Origin of the sequence: Streptomyces sp. NPDC020490 (assembly GCF_044335305.1) — a bacterium.
In the GTDB taxonomy this organism is placed as follows: Bacteria; Actinomycetota; Actinomycetes; order Streptomycetales; family Streptomycetaceae; genus Streptomyces.
In genome coordinates this window covers 1-14,853 of the sequence record NZ_JBIRUY010000018.1, presented here as the reverse complement: position 1 = coordinate 14,853, position 14,853 = coordinate 1, and the positions used below count along the sequence as shown (strand labels likewise).

Annotated in this window: 9 protein-coding genes and 1 tRNA gene; 8 read left to right on the top strand and 2 right to left on the bottom strand. The window is 72.2% G+C overall.

Annotation, left to right across the window (positions count from 1 at the left end):
• Positions 1-6: 6 nt before the first annotated feature.
• From ACH4ZX_RS19825 to ACH4ZX_RS19795, 7 genes are all read left to right on the top strand, one after another.
• On the top strand, positions 7-1,524 hold the full coding sequence (locus ACH4ZX_RS19825) for a methyltransferase (protein ID WP_398274052.1): 1,518 nt from the start codon (positions 7-9) through the stop codon (positions 1,522-1,524).
• 525 nt (positions 1,525-2,049) lie between these two features.
• Positions 2,050-2,247, top strand: coding sequence for a hypothetical protein (locus ACH4ZX_RS19820; protein ID WP_398274049.1), 198 nt, complete (start codon positions 2,050-2,052; stop codon positions 2,245-2,247).
• Between the two features lie 245 nt (positions 2,248-2,492).
• Positions 2,493-5,390 carry a type I DNA topoisomerase gene (gene topA / locus ACH4ZX_RS19815; protein ID WP_398274046.1) on the top strand — a complete coding sequence of 966 codons (2,898 nt, stop codon included), beginning with the start codon at positions 2,493-2,495 and terminating at the stop codon, positions 5,388-5,390.
• 126 nt (positions 5,391-5,516) lie between these two features.
• Entirely contained in the window at positions 5,517-8,768 is a 3,252-nt protein-coding gene (gene tmk, locus ACH4ZX_RS19810; protein WP_398274043.1) for a dTMP kinase, read from the top strand.
• Between the two features lie 196 nt (positions 8,769-8,964).
• Entirely contained in the window at positions 8,965-10,170 is a 1,206-nt protein-coding gene (locus ACH4ZX_RS19805) for a DNA polymerase III subunit delta' (RefSeq protein WP_398274040.1), read from the top strand.
• Positions 10,171-10,301: 131 nt separating this feature from the next.
• Complete coding sequence (locus tag ACH4ZX_RS19800) at positions 10,302-11,900, top strand: alpha/beta hydrolase (protein WP_398274037.1); 1,599 nt, start codon at positions 10,302-10,304, stop codon at positions 11,898-11,900.
• A 100-nt stretch (positions 11,901-12,000) separates the two neighbouring features.
• Positions 12,001-12,077: transfer RNA gene (locus ACH4ZX_RS19795), tRNA-Thr, on the top strand.
• Between the two features lie 533 nt (positions 12,078-12,610).
• Here the strand turns inward: ACH4ZX_RS19795 and ACH4ZX_RS19790 are convergent.
• Both ACH4ZX_RS19790 and ACH4ZX_RS19785 read right to left on the bottom strand, forming a co-directional pair.
• Positions 12,611-12,901, bottom strand: coding sequence for a transposase family protein (locus ACH4ZX_RS19790; protein WP_398274381.1), 291 nt, complete (start codon positions 12,899-12,901; stop codon positions 12,611-12,613).
• A gap of 610 nt (positions 12,902-13,511) precedes the next feature.
• Positions 13,512-13,967, bottom strand: a complete 456-nt coding sequence (locus ACH4ZX_RS19785) for a hypothetical protein (RefSeq protein WP_398274034.1) — start codon at positions 13,965-13,967, stop codon at positions 13,512-13,514.
• A 176-nt stretch (positions 13,968-14,143) separates the two neighbouring features.
• On the opposite strand from ACH4ZX_RS19785, the gene ACH4ZX_RS19780 reads away from it, so the two are divergent.
• Complete coding sequence (locus ACH4ZX_RS19780; protein WP_398274031.1) at positions 14,144-14,665, top strand: DUF6233 domain-containing protein; 522 nt, start codon at positions 14,144-14,146, stop codon at positions 14,663-14,665.
• Positions 14,666-14,853 lie beyond the last annotated feature (188 nt).

Here is a 14,853-nt window from a genome sequence, read left to right as displayed (position 1 = left end):
GGGGGCGTGAGCAACTCCAGCCTGGCGCACCTGCCCTCCACCGACCGCCTCGACGTCGCAGCCCGGCTGCGGGACGCCCTGCTCGGGGCGTCCTTCACCGCCGACGGGCTCCTCGACCTGCTCGGCGCCCCCGCGTACGCGGCGCTGGCCCGCAGCGAGACCGTGCCCGCCCTCCGGGCCACCCGTGGCGACACGCCGCTGGAGGTGCTCGTACGGCTGTTCCTGCTGCAGCAGCCCGTGCCGCACGCGCGCGTGACGGCCGTGCTGCCCGCCGCCGAGTGCCTGGAGAGCGGGTGGCTGGTGGCGACGGGCGCGGACGAGGTCGCGGCGACCGTGGACGTGCGGCCGTACGGCGGGCCCGGCGGCGAGGACTGGTTCATCGTCTCCGACCTCGGCTGCGCGGTCGGCGGCGCGGGCGGCATCGCCCACCGCGGCGAGGGGGTCGTCCTGGGCGTCGGCGGCGCCTCCACCACCCTCGCCGGCATCACCGTCCGTACGCCCGTCTCCTCCGCCCTCGACATCGGCACCGGCTCCGGCATCCAGGCGCTGCACGCCGCCCGGCACGCCACGCGCGTGACGGCGACCGACGTCAACCCGCGCGCCCTGCACATCGCCGCGCTCACGCTGGCGCTCTCCGGCGCCCCGGCCGCGGACCTGCGCGAGGGCTCGCTGTTCGAGCCGCTGCGCAGCGACGAGAAGTACGACCTGATCGTGTCGAACCCGCCCTTCGTCATCTCGCCGGGGGCGCGCCTGACGTACCGCGACGGCGGCATGGGCGGGGACGATCTGTGCCGCACCCTCGTCCAGCAGGCGGGTGACCGGCTCAACGAGGGCGGGTTCGCGCAGTTCCTGGCCAACTGGCAGCACGTCGAGGGGGAGGACTGGCAGGACAGGCTCCGCTCGTGGGTCCCGCGCGGCTGCGACGCCTGGATCGTGCAGCGCGAGGTGCAGGACGTGACGCAGTACGCCGAGCTGTGGCTGCGGGACGCGGGCGACCACCGCGCCGATCCGGAGGAGTACCAGGCGCGGTACGACGCGTGGCTGGACGAGTTCGAGGCGCGCAAGGTGAAGGCCGTGGGCTTCGGCTGGATCACCCTGCGCAGGACGGAGGCGGCCGTGCCCTCGGTCATCGTGGAGGAGTGGCCGCATTCGATCGAACAGCCGCTCGGCGACACCGTCCGGGCGCACTTCGACCGGCTCGACTACCTCCGGGAGCACGACGACGCGGCGCTGCTCGAAGGACACTTCCGGCTCGTCACCGAGGTCGTCCAGGAGCAGGTCGGGCTGCCCGGCGCCGAGGACCCCGAGCACGTGGTGCTGCGGCAGAACCGCGGCATGCGCCGGGCCACCAAGGTCGACACGGTCGGCGCGGGCTTCGCGGGCGTCTGCGACGGGTCGCTGAGCGCCGGCCGCATCCTGGACGCGATCGCCCAACTGCTCGGGGAGGACCCGGTGTTGCTGCGTGACCGCACGCCGGCCCAGATCCGGCTGCTGGTGGAGCAGGGATTCATCGAGCCGGCCTGACCCGGCCGACTCGAACGCGTCTTCCGCCAGGCCTGGGACGCCCCTTCCGCCGGCCCGGAACGCCCCGCTGTCCGGGCCGGCGGAAATGCGCCGCGAGAAGGGCGACAACGCGACCTGGTCGCACGGCGACGAATTCGCGTCGCCCTGTGAGCGGTGTTACGGGCGTTCCGCGAACGGCCTGATGCAGGGTCCGCACGGCGCCGACGCCGGCTTTACAAGATCGCCCGTCTGATCGCCCGTCTGATCGCCCGTCTGATCGCCCGTCTGATCGCTCGCCTGATCGCTCGCCTGATCCCCGGACGGCAATAGGAAGACGGCCGGAAAGACACCCGTACCCGCTTCCGCCGCTTCCGCCGCCGCACCGCGGTCGCCGCGGCCCGCGAGGCAGCGCGGCCCGCGCGGCCGGGGAGCTCCAGCGGATCCGGCGGCCCCGCGTTCACCCGGGGTTCGCCCGCCCGCCGTCCGCGCGTGTCAGTCTCCCGGGGCTGGAGACCCGCGGACAGGAGAAAAGGGGCGCACAGAGCCATGGAGAGCGGACCGGCGATCTTCTCGGGAGTGGTGTTCGCCCTGTTCGGAGGCGCGCTGCTGATGTGGACGGTGGCCCGGGTGCGGCATCGCGAACCGGTCGCCCACGGTGTGAACCCCGTCGCATCGGCGGCCGTCGCCGGTGTCGCCGCGGTGCTCGCGCTCGCCCTCGGGACCTGGTGTTTCATGCGATCCTGAAAGGGGCCGCGGAGCTGCGGCTCCGATAATTGGGAGGTCCTCCTCCGGATAGGCTCGAAAAGGCGGGTCACCATGCCGGGCGGCAGGAATGACGGAAGTCGGGTTACCGTTCGAGTGGCCGTTGCGGGCTTTTCCCGTTTGACACGGGGGCGGGATGTACCGTCACACTCCGCAGCGTCACCAGTACCCGACCCCGGGACGTAGGCCTGGGGAGGCCCCAGCGTCGACCGGAGAGAAGAGCGAAGTTGTCCCCGACCAGCGAGACCGCACAGGGCGGCCGCCGACTCGTCATCGTCGAGTCGCCTGCCAAGGCGAAGACGATCAAGGGCTACCTGGGCCCCGGCTACGTAGTCGAAGCGAGCGTCGGGCACATCCGCGACCTCCCCAACGGCGCCGCGGAGGTGCCGGAGAAGTACACCGGCGAGGTCCGTCGCCTCGGCGTGGACGTCGAGCACGACTTCGAACCGGTCTATGTCGTCAACGCCGACAAGAGGGCCCAGGTCAAGAAGCTCAAGGACCTGCTGAAGGACTCCGACGAGCTCTTCCTGGCCACCGATGAGGACCGCGAGGGCGAGGCCATCGCATGGCACCTCCTGGAGGTGCTGAAGCCCAAGGTCCCGGTCAAGCGGATGGTGTTCCACGAGATCACCAAGGACGCGATCCGCGCGGCCGTCGCCAATCCGCGCGACCTCAACCAGCGCATGGTCGACGCCCAGGAGACCCGCCGCATCCTCGACCGCCTCTACGGCTACGAGGTCTCGCCGGTGCTCTGGAAGAAGGTCATGCCGCGCCTGTCGGCCGGCCGCGTCCAGTCCGTCGCCACCCGGCTCGTCGTGGAGCGGGAGCGGGAGCGCATCGCGTTCCGTTCCGCCGAGTACTGGGACCTGACGGGCACCTTTTCCCCCACCTCCGACTTCGCTCCGGCGGGGGGACCCCCATCCGGCCGCGCGGGAGACCCGTCGGACCCGTCGGCGCTGGTCGCCCGCCTGCAGACGGTCGACGGCAGGCGTGTCGCGCAGGGCCGCGACTTCGACTCCCTGGGGCAGCTCAAGAGCGCGAACACCCTGCACCTCGACGAGGCGAACGCCCGCGCTCTCGCCGCCGCCCTGGACGACACCCGGTTCTCCGTCCGGTCCGTCGAGTCCAAGCCGTACCGCCGCTCGCCGTACGCCCCGTTCCGTACGACGACGCTGCAGCAGGAGGCCAGCCGCAAGCTCGGCTTCGGCGCCAAGGCGACGATGCAGATCGCGCAGAAGCTGTACGAGAACGGCTTCATCACGTACATGCGTACGGACTCCACGACGTTGAGCGACACGGCCATCGCCGCCGCCCGCGCCCAGGTCACGCAGCTGTACGGCGCCGACTACCTGCCCTCGGCCCCGCGCACGTACGCCGGGAAGGTCAAGAACGCGCAGGAGGCGCACGAGGCGATCCGCCCCTCGGGTGATCGTTTCCGCACGCCCGCCGAGACCGGCCTGACCGGCGACCAGTTCCGGCTCTACGAGCTGATCTGGAAGCGGACCGTCGCCTCGCAGATGAAGGACGCGACCGGCAACAGCGTGACCGTCAAGATCGGCGGCACCTCCGCCGACGGCCGGGACGTCGAGTTCAGTGCCTCCGGCAAGACGATCACCTTCCACGGCTTCCTCAAGGCCTACGTCGAGGGAGCCGACGACCCGAACGCCGAGCTGGACGACCGCGAGCGCCGGCTGCCGCAGGTCGCCGAGGGCGACGCGCTGACCGCCGAGGAGATCACGGTCGACGGGCACGCCACCAAGCCCCCGGCCCGCTACACCGAGGCCAGCCTGGTCAAGGAGCTCGAGGAGCGCGAGATCGGCCGCCCGTCGACGTACGCGTCGATCATCGGCACGATCCTCGACCGCGGCTACGTGTTCAAGAAGGGCACCGCCCTGGTGCCGTCCTTCCTGTCCTTCGCAGTGGTCAACCTCCTGGAGAAGCACTTCGGGCGGCTCGTCGACTACGACTTCACCGCCAAGATGGAGGACGACCTCGACCGCATCGCCCGCGGTGAGGCGCAGGCCGTGCCGTGGCTGAAGCGGTTCTACTTCGGCGAGGGCACGGGCAACGGCGGCGCGGCCGAGGCCGGCAACGGCGACGGGGACCACCTCGGCGGCCTCAAGGAACTCGTCACCGACCTGGGCGCCATCGACGCGCGCGAGGTGTCGTCGTTCCCGGTGGGCAACGGCATCGTGCTGCGGGTCGGGCGCTACGGCCCGTACATCGAGCGCGGAGAGAAGGACGCCGAGAACCACCAGCGGGCGGACGTGCCCGAGGACCTGGCCCCCGACGAGCTGTCCGTCGAACTCGCCGAGGAACTGCTCGCCAAGCCGAGCGGCGACTTCGAGCTGGGCGTCGACCCGGCGACCGGCCACCAGATCGTCGCCAAGGACGGCCGCTACGGCCCGTACGTCACCGAAGTGCTCCCCGAGGGCACCCCGAAGACCGGCAAGAACGCCGTCAAGCCGCGTACGGCCTCGCTGCTGAAGTCGATGTCCCTGGACACCGTGACGCTCGAGGACGCCCTGCGGCTGATGTCCCTGCCGCGCGTCGTCGGCACGGACACCGACGGCCAGGAGATCACCGCGCAGAACGGCCGCTACGGCCCCTACCTGAAGAAGGGCACGGACTCGCGCTCGCTGCAGTCCGAGGACCAGATCTTCACCATCACGCTGGAGGAGGCGCAGGCGATCTACGCCCAGCCCAAGCAGCGTGGCCGGGCGGCCGCCAAGCCGCCGCTGAAGGAACTGGGCGCCGACCCGGTGAGCGGAAAGCCGGTCGTGGTGAAGGACGGCCGCTTCGGCCCGTACGTCACCGACGGGGAGACCAACGCGACCCTGCGCTCCGGCGACAGCGTCGAGGCGATCACCCCGGAGCGCGGTTTCGAGCTGCTGGCCGAGAAGCGCGCCAAGGGACCCGCCAAGAAGACGGCGAAGAAGGCGGCGGCGAAGAAGGCCGCCCCCGCCAAGAAGACGACGGCCGCCAAGAAGACCGCGGCGAAGAAGACCACGACGGCCGCGAAGAAGACGACGACCGCCAAGACGGCCGTCAAGAAGACAGCGACGAAGACGGCGACGAAGACGGCCGCGAAGAAGGCGACGGCGGCGAACTCCGCGGAGGACTAGGCCCCCGTCACCTTTCGTTCACTTCGTCCTCGCGAAGCGCACACCCCGGCATCAGTTTGGTGTCGGGGCGTGCGAGCGTCCGGGCGGACGCCGCTGGCTGTCAGCCGGTCCCGATAGGCTGAACGCATGACGCGAGCCGAGCAGCCAACGGCCCACCCGCCGGCCCCCGACGATGCCCTGGTCGCGGATTCCCGCGAGCGCGCCGTCCGTTCCCTGCTGCGCCGGCCGCAGCTGCGGCGGTTGTGGAGCGCGCAGCTCGTGGGCGGTGTCGGCGACACCCTCGCCCTCCTGGTGCTCGTGCTGCTCGTCCTTCAGGCGGCCATCGGCGCGGGCTCCTTCGGCGGCGGCTACCGGGGCGTGGCGTTCGCGGTGGCGAGCGTGTTCGCGGTGCGCATCCTGTCGACGCTGCTGTTCGGAGCCGTCCTCCTCGGACCGCTCACCTCGCTCACCTCCCAGGACGGCCCGCTCGACCGGCGCTGGACCATGGTCGGCGCCGACGGCCTGCGGGTCGCGCTGCTCATCGTGGCGCCCCTGTGGATCGACTGGACGCCGGACAACGCGCTCGCCGTCCTCCTGGTCACCGTGTTCGTCGCCGGGGTCGCCGAGCGTTTCTGGACGGTGTGCCGCGAGAGCGCGTCTCCCGCGCTGCTGCCCGGCCCGCCCCCGGAGGGCGCGACGATACGGCCGCTGCCGGACCACATGGACGCCCTGCGCCGGCTGTCGCTGCGCACGAACTTCGTCGCGATCCCGCTCGCGGCCGCCGTGCTCGTCGCCGCGGGGCTGCTGAACAACCTGCTGGGCTCCGGCATCGACTGGTTCGACCAGCACCAGGCCGCCCTCGCGTCGTACGTGGCGGCCGGGCTGTTCGCCGCCTCCCTGTCCGTGCTGACCTTCCTGGTCCTCCCCGACACCCGCACCCCACGCGCGCGTTCCCCGCTCGAGGGACTGCGCCGGCCCAGGACGGGCACGGCCGTCGACCGGGGCCGTACGGGTGTCCTGCCGCTGCTGGTGCTCGCCTCCGCCGCCGTCGCGGGCGCGATCTCCGCGGCCGTCGCCGTGTGCGTGCTGCACGCCAAGGACCTGGGCGGCGGCCCCGTGACGTACGGGCTGCTGGTGGGCGCGCTGACCGGCGGCGTCGTCGTCGGCATACGCACCGCCCCCGCCGTGCTGCCCACCCTGTCGAGGCGCCGCCTGCTGGCCCTCGTGATCGCCTTCACCGGCGTCGCGCTGCTGGCCGCCGGTCTCGTCCCGGACGTGACCACCGTGCTGCTGATCGCCGCGCTGGCCGGCGTCGGCGCGGGCATGGCCGCCAACATCGGGCACACCCTGCTCGACCAGGAGACCGAGGACCAGCGGCGCGCCCGCGTCACCGAGCACCTGCACGCGGTCGTACGGGTCTTCGTGGCGCTCGGCGCGGTCGTCGCGCCCGTGGTGGCGGCGGGGATCGGCCCGCACCGGCTGGAGAACGGCAAGTTCGTGTTCGCCCACGGCGGCGCGGCCTTCACCCTGATGCTGGTCGGCGCGCTGCTGCTGCCGGTGGCCGCGCTGGTGCTCGCCAAGGTCGACGACCGCTCCGGCGTGCCCCTGCGGCAGGACCTGCGCGACGCGCTGCTCGGCGGCGACGACCCCGAGACGGCGCCCGCGGCCGGCGGTTTCTTCATCGCCCTGGAGGGCGGCGACGGCGCCGGCAAGTCCACCCAGGCCGAGGCGCTCGCCGAGTGGATCCGGGCCAAGGGACACGAGGTCGTCCTGACCCGCGAGCCGGGCGCCACGCCCGTGGGCAAGCGGCTGCGGTCGATCCTGCTGGACGTGTCCAGCGCGGGCCTCTCGCACCGCGCGGAGGCACTGCTGTACGCGGCGGACCGCGCCGAGCACGTCGACACGGTGGTCCGGCCCGCGCTGGAGCGCGGCGCGGTGGTCATCTCCGACCGCTACATCGACTCCTCGGTCGCCTACCAGGGCGCGGGCCGTGACCTGTCCCCGACCGAGATCGCCCGCATCAACCGCTGGGCCACGAACGGCCTGGTGCCCCACCTGACCGTGCTGCTGGACGTCGCGCCGGAGATCGCGCGCGAGCGGTTCACCGAGGCGCCGGACCGGCTGGAGTCGGAGCCGGCCGAGTTCCACGCGCGCGTGCGTTCCGGTTTCCTGACGCTCGCCGCGGCCGACCCCGGGCGCTACCTCGTCGTGGACGCCGGCCAGGACCCCGAAGCCGTCACGACCGTCGTACGGCACCGGCTCGACCAGATGCTGCCGCTGTCCGAGGCGGAGATCCAGGCCCGCGAGGAGGCCCGCCGCAAGGCGGAGGAGGAGGCCCGCCGGAAGGCCGAGGAGGAGGCCGCCCGCAAGGCCGAGGAGGAGCGGCTGGAGCGCGAGCGCCAGGAGCAGCTCGCGAAGCTGCGCGCCGAGGAGGAGGAGCGCAAGCGGCGCGAGCTGGAGGAGGCGCAGCGGCGCGAGGCCGAGCGGCAGGCGGAGGAGGCCCGGCAGCGGGCCGAGGAGGCGCGCCGGAAGGCCGAGGAGGAGCGGCGGCGGCTGCTCGCCGAGGAGAAGGCCCGGGCCGAGGCGGAGGCCCGCCGGAAGGCCGAGGAGGAGCGGCGGCGCAGGCAGGCCGAGGAAGAGGCCCGGCTGCGCGCCGAGGCCGAGGCGCGGCGACTGGAGAAGCAGCGGCAGGCGGAGGAGGCCCTGCTGCGGGCCGAGGAGGCGCGCCGGCTCGCCGAGCAGGCCGCGGCCGCCGCGGAGGCGGGCCCCCGGCATTCGGCGCCGCCCGCCGCTGCGCCGGACGCCTCGACCGTCCCGACCCCGATCGTGACGCCGACGAACGCTTCGGGCGGCCCGCTGGAGGAGACGGCGGTGCTGCGGCCGGTGCCGGAGGAGGACCGCGACGGCACGGCCGCCGCCGGGGCTTCCCGCGGGCGGTCCACCGGCGGGTCCGACGCCGAGTCCGACGCCGAGGTGACGACGAAGCTGCCGCAGCCGCCGGTGCCGCCGGGCGCGGCGGACGAGACGGCGGTGCTGCCGCCGGTGCCGCCGGGCGCGGCGGACGAGACGGCGGTGCTGCCGCCGGTGCCGCCGGGTGCCGCGGACGAGACGGCCGTGCTGCCGCCCGTGCGTGACGGGGGCCCGGCGGACCGCGTTCCGCCGGGGTTCTTCCGGGACGAGCCGTCCGCCGGGGCGCGCCCGGACGGGGCGGATGACCGCACGCGGGAGCTGCCTCAGGTCGACGAGCGGGGGACTCCGCGGCGGCGGGTGCGGTCGGACTGGGCCGAGGAGACCCCGCTGGACGACCTGCCGACACTGGCGGACGAACTGCTCGGACCGCGCGACGACGACTACGACGACGACCCGGGCCGCGGCCCGCGCCGGGGCCGGGGACGCTGACCCGACGGCCTCGTCGGCCGTCGGCGGCTCGTCGGCGGCCCCGGGCCAGCCGCCGTCCACGGTTGCCGACCGCAGCCGCCGTCCGTTCCGGAGCCGCCGTCCGCTTCGTGGCGGCTGCGGTCCGGACCGCGTTGTCAGTGGCGCCCCGCACAATGGAAGCCGCACCGCGAACCATGACGAAAGGGCGGGGTGAGCGATGACCGTCTGGGACGACCTCGTGGGCCAGGAGAAGGTGGCCGAGCAGCTCGACGCGGCTGCCCGGGACGCCGACGCGCTGGTCACCGCGGTCGCCGCGGACACTCCGGTGCCGGAGACGTCGAAGATGACGCACGCCTGGCTGTTCACGGGACCGCCCGGCGCCGGGCGGAACCAGGCGGCGCGGGCGTTCGCCGCCGCCCTGCAGTGCGTGTCCCCGGACCGGGCGCTCGGCGGCTCCCCCGGCTGCGGCTTCTGCGAGGGCTGTCACACCGCCCTCGTCGGCACGCACGCCGACGTCACCACGGTCGCCGCGGTCGGCACGCAGATCCTCGCCGACGACATGCGGGACACCGTCCGCAAGTCGTTCACCTCCCCGGCGAACGGCCGCTGGCAGGTGATCCTCGTCGAGGACGCCGAGCGGCTGAACGAGAAGTCGGCCAACGCCGTCCTGAAGGCGGTGGAGGAGCCCGCCCCCCGCACGGTCTGGCTGCTGTGCGCCCCCTCCATCGAGGACGTCCTGCCCACCATCCGCTCCCGCTGCCGTCACCTGAACCTGCGCACGCCCTCGGTGGACGCCGTCGCCGACATGCTCGTACGGCGTGAGGGCATCGAGCCCGACGTCGCCGCCGCCGCGGCCCGCGCCACACAGGGCCACGTCGACCGGGCCCGCCGCCTCGCCGCCGACCCGGCCGCCCGCGAGCGCCGCGCCGCCGTGCTGAAGCTCCCGCTGCGCCTCGACGAGGTCGGCGCCTGTCTGAAGGCCGCCCAGGAACTCGTCGACGCGGCCGCGGAGGACGCCCGCCAGCTCGCCGAGGAGATGGACGGCAAGGAGACCGAGGAACTGAAGGCGGCGCTGGGCGCGGCCCAGGGCGGCCGGATGCCGCGCGGCACGGCGGGCGTGATGAAGGAACTGGAGGACAAGCAGAAGCGGCGCCGGACGCGGACGCAGCGCGACAGCCTCGACGTCGCCCTGACCGACCTCACCGCCTTCTACCGCGACGTGCTCGCCCTCCAGCTCGGCTCCAGGGTGGCGATCGCCAACGCGGACGCGGAGGACGCCCTCGAGCGCCTCGCCCGTTCCACCTCCCCCGAGTCGACCCTGCGCCGCATCGAGGCGATCGCCGCCTGCCGCGAGGCCCTCGACCGCAACGTGGCGCCGCTGCTCGCGGTGGAGGCGATGACGATGGCCCTCAGAGCGGGCTGACCGCCGGGCGCGCCCCACGGCCCGGACCCGCAGTCGGGGCCAGGATCAACAGGAGGTTGACCAGGTAACCCGTACGAGCCATTGCATGTACGGAGAGGATTCATCTGGTAGCCCAGGGTTACGCTCGCCTGATGCACCTCTGGCGAACCCCCCGCCCGGCCACCTCGTCCGCAAGGCCCCCGGCCCGCATCGGCGGCGCCCTCCTCGCAGCGGTCCTGCTGCTCGTCCCCGCCTGCTCCTCCGAAGGCCCGGCGACCTCGGTCGGCAGCCCGGCGGAGGCCGTGCTGGCGGCACTGCCCCGGTCCACTCCGCGCGCCCTCGCCCCGTACTACGGGCAGAAGCTGGCCTGGCACGGCTGCGGCGTCCCCGGTTTCCAGTGCGCCACGATGAAGGCGCCGCTGGACTACGCCAAGCCCGCCGAGGGGGACGTCAGGCTCGCGGTCGCCCGCAAGCGGGCCACCGGCAAGGGCAAGCCGCTCGGGTCGCTGCTGGTCAACCCGGGCGGGCCGGGCGGCTCGGCGATCGGCTACCTGCAGCAGTACGCCGCCATCGGCTACCCCGCCGAGGTCCGCGCCCGCTACGACATGGTCGCGGTGGACCCGCGGGGCGTCGCCCGCAGCGAGCCGGTGACCTGCCTCGACGGGCGGAAGATGGACGCGTACGCGCAGACCGACACCACACCCGACGACCGCGCGGAGACCGGCGCGCTCGTCGACGCGTACCGGAAGTTCGCGGAAGGCTGCGGCGCGCACTCCCCGCGGCTGCTGCGGCACGTCTCCACCGTCGAGTCGGCACGCGACATGGACCTGCTGCGGGCGGCGCTGGGCGACGCGAAACTGACGTACGTGGGCGCGTCGTACGGGACGCTGCTGGGGGCGACGTACGCCGGGCTGTTCCCGCAGCGGGCGGGCCGGCTGGTGCTGGACGGCGCGATGGACCCGGCGCTGCCCGCGCGACGCCTGAACCTCGACCAGACGGCGGGCTTCGAGACGGCGTTCAGATCCTTCGCGAAGGACTGCGTACGGCACCGGGACTGCCCGCTCGGCAAGCAGGCCTCCGAGGTCGGCCCGCACCTCAAGGCCTTCTTCCGGAAGCTGGACGCACACCCGATCCCCACCGGCGACATCGACGGCCGCAAGCTCGGCGAAGCCCTCGCCACCACCGGCGTGATCGCGGCGATGTACGACCAGGGCGCCTGGGAGCAACTGCGCGGGGCGCTGGCGTCGGCGATGAAATCGCACGACGGCGCCGGCCTGCTCGCCCTGTCCGACAGCTACTACGAACGCGAGGCCGGCGGCCGCTACTCGAACCTGATGTCCGCCAACGCCGCCGTGAACTGCCTGGACCTCCCGGCCGCCTTCGCCACCCCCGACCAGGTACGCAAGGACCTCCCCGCCTTCGAGAAGGCGTCCCCGGTCTTCGGCGAGGGCCTCGCCTGGGCGTCCCTGGGCTGCGCGTACTGGCCGGTCAGGCCCACCGGTGAGCCCCACCGCATCGAGGCGCGGGGCGCGGCGCCGATCGTCGTGGTCGGCACCACCCGCGACCCGGCGACCCCCTACCGCTGGGCCCGCTCCCTCTCCCGCCAGCTCTCCTCGGCCCGTCTCCTCACCTACGAGAGCGACGGACACACCGCCTACGGCCGAGGCAGCGCCTGCATCGACTCCGCGATCGACGCCTACCTCCTCCACGGGACGCCCCCGCCGGCGGGAAAACGCTGCTCGCGATCCTGACCGCCGACCCGGCCCGGGGTGCTCCCGGGGCTGGTACGGAGCACCTCAGAAACTGTGTAGACTTACCGACGTTGCTGATCGCACCGTAGTGCGACAGCGCGCCGCCTTAGCTCAGATGGCCAGAGCAACGCACTCGTAATGCGTAGGTCTCGGGTTCGAATCCCGAAGGCGGCTCCATAAAAGGCCAGGCCAGACATCGTCTGACCTGGCCTTTTCCTGTTTCTTTGATTGATTCGCGGTCTATACCAGTGTCCCGTGAGGCCCGTACGGGGGCTGAATGGGTCCAAGATGGGCCGGGATAGCCTTACGCATCCGTAATGCGTAGGTCTCAGGTTCGAACCCTGAAAGCTGATCCGAGGAAAGCCGCCAGCCCAGGTTCTGATCCGCGCGGGGTCCGTCACGCCTTCGTCTACATGCCCGCACTCGCGGCTTGCGCGGTTCTGGGCGGCGCCACATCGCCGGTTCCCGTAGTGCTGCCCACGGAGGCCAGGGACCTGGACCGCTTCCGTATGCAGCATCGGTACGACACCTTCTGGTGTGGCACGCTGCTCGGCGGTTGCGGCAAGGAACTGGCCGACAAGCGTTACACGGACCGGGTCTGCCACTTTGAGCCTTCACCAACTTGAAGTTGCTGGTCAAAGGGCTGGCGTGACCGGTGCTCCGAGTGCTCATGCTGGTCGTGGGCGGAAGCCTTCGGTGAAGATCATCCGTCAGCGGTTGATTTCGATGTTCGTCAGGACGAGCAGGGCCCGCAGGAGCTGGGTGGCGCGGGCGGGGTCGGTGCGGAGCCTGGTGAGGGTCCGCCAGTTTTTGAGGTGGGCGAAGCCGTGTTCGACTGGTGCGCGTCCGACGGCGAGGACGCGGTTGGTTTCCTTCTGTCCCGCAGCCAGTTTGTGGGTGCGGCTGGCCGCGTAGCCGGTGACGATCACAGGGGCGAGCAGGTCGTTGTCCAGACCGCGGAAGCCGAGGTCGGCCAGCGCTCCGAGGCCGGCGGCGCGCAGGTGGGTCAGGATGTGGTCGTGGCGGGCGGCGGTGTTGTCGTGGGTGCGGCCGGGCCTGGCTGCTCCAGATCAGGCAGCCGTTCTCGTCGGTCAGGGCGAGGAAGTGCAGGCCGTGACGTCGGTGCTTGCCGGAGTAATTCCGTCGGTCGGCTCTTCCGGTGCGGCGCTGGGTGGGGATGAGGGTGCCGTCGATCAGGACAAGCTCCCCGCCCTGTTTGGTGATCTTCTTCAGGGCGCGGTTCAGGCGCGGTGCCTGGGCGGCGAGCAGTCCGGTCAGTTCGTCGCGCCAGCGGCGGACGGTCGACTCGGAGACGTTGTTGCCGCCGGCCATGTCGGCCAGGCGCTGGTCGTGGCGCAGTACGGCCAGGACGATCAACGCGATCTTCCCCGGCGGCAGGATCCGCCACCTGGACCGGATCGCCTTCAGATGGTGCCTGAGCAGATCAGCGAGGTGGTTGACGGTGCGCGTGGACAGCGGCAGACAGCGCTGGTAGACAAGCGGGCAGGTGTCCTCGGCATGCTCTTTGGTATTCGTCACACAATTCCAACGGCCGCCGGGGACAGCCCGGTTACGGCTCTGTCGCCACTGGATCCGTCATGCCGGAGGAGATCACAGACGGTTGGTGAACCGCCCGTCGGGTTGCTTTCGCAGCCAGCCGCGGTCGGCCAGCCTGATCAGTTTCCCGCGCAGCGGTTCCAGCGTGGACTTCACGCTGACGTCCACGCCCAGCGTTTCGCCGACCTGCCGGGCCGTGACCGGTCCGCCTGCTTGGCGCACGACGGTGAGGATGCGCTGGTAGTCCGGCGGGAGCATGGTCTCCTGTGTTTCCGGGCCGCGGTGCGGGACGAGCATCACGGCCCGACCGGCCACCTGGCCCGGCGCCGGGGAGATTGAGGCGCGCTCACCTGCGATCTCTGCGCTCACTCGCTCGAGGACTCTCTCGGCGACGGCGAGTTCGTCCCTCTCGGATCGAACCCTGGCCAGCCGCTCGGTCAGCTGTTCTTCGAGGTCGTCCAGTTCCGCACGGCGGGCGGTGATCCGTTCCAGCAGCTCGGGATCCAGCATGCAGCGGATGGTAAAGGGGCCGTCGGACTACCAGGGGCACAAACCCCGAAGATGCTGCTGGACCCGTCGGTGGCATCGTGTCACCGCGGGGGCTGGAGGGCTTGCCCGGTGTTCTGATCCGATGAACTCGCCAAAGCGTCCGGTTAGGATGCCTGGGCAGGATGGAGGGGGTCGCAATGCCGCAGAACGCGGCCCGGGTCACCGTGATCATGCCTGACGGGCAGGAGTTGCGAGCCTGCCTGTATGAGCGTCGGCGCGCGGCAGTCGGATGGCAGTACCGGGTGGGCATCACCGGCTGGGCAGTTGGCAGCAGCGGCCGTACGGAGCCCGCAGAACAGAGCGTCTGGCTCGACGCCCGTCATGTCCGCCCCCTCGAAGGCGGCGACTACAGCCGGATCCCCACCCTCGCTACTCCCACCGCCGACGGGCGGCAGGCCTGGACAGTACAAGATCTCCCTCACCGCCCCGGCCACCCCGGGGCACGCCTGATCCACGTCATCGGCTGCCAGCCCCACGCCACACCCATCACTCTCGACCAGGCCCTCGACATCCTCCGCCAACCCCGCACCGTCCCCTGTCTTGAATGCAACGCCGCCACCTCACTCCCCACCACGGCCGATCCGTTGCCGCCGCAACAAGACCGCGCTCCGCTCAGAGAAAGGGAGCGCCATCCGGAGGAACGGCAGTGGCACGGATGATCAGAGGGCGGGCCGGCAGGATGGGCGTATGAGCGAGGACGTGTTGGAAGCAGCGCAGCGGGCACACCAGTCGGCACAGGAAGCGCTGCATACTGAACCGCCCCGGTTCGGATGGAGACTCGATTTCATGAAAGGATCGAGTCATGGCACGACCTTCCCGTTACCCGCTTGAGCTCCGCCGTCGTGCG

Bases quoted from the DNA above. Each gene is read 5' to 3' on its own strand.
- ACH4ZX_RS19820 (WP_398274049.1), top strand. From the start codon at position 2,050: ATGGAGAGCGGACCGGCGATCTTCTCGGGAGTGGTGTTCGCCCTGTTC.
- tmk (WP_398274043.1), top strand. From the start codon at position 5,517: ATGACGCGAGCCGAGCAGCCAACGGCCCACCCGCCGGCCCCCGACGAT.
- ACH4ZX_RS19785 (WP_398274034.1), bottom strand. From the start codon at position 13,967: ATGCTGGATCCCGAGCTGCTGGAACGGATCACCGCCCGCCGTGCGGAA.
- ACH4ZX_RS19800 (WP_398274037.1), top strand. From the start codon at position 10,302: ATGCACCTCTGGCGAACCCCCCGCCCGGCCACCTCGTCCGCAAGGCCC.
- ACH4ZX_RS19780 (WP_398274031.1), top strand. From the start codon at position 14,144: ATGCCGCAGAACGCGGCCCGGGTCACCGTGATCATGCCTGACGGGCAG.
- ACH4ZX_RS19805 (WP_398274040.1), top strand. From the start codon at position 8,965: ATGACCGTCTGGGACGACCTCGTGGGCCAGGAGAAGGTGGCCGAGCAG.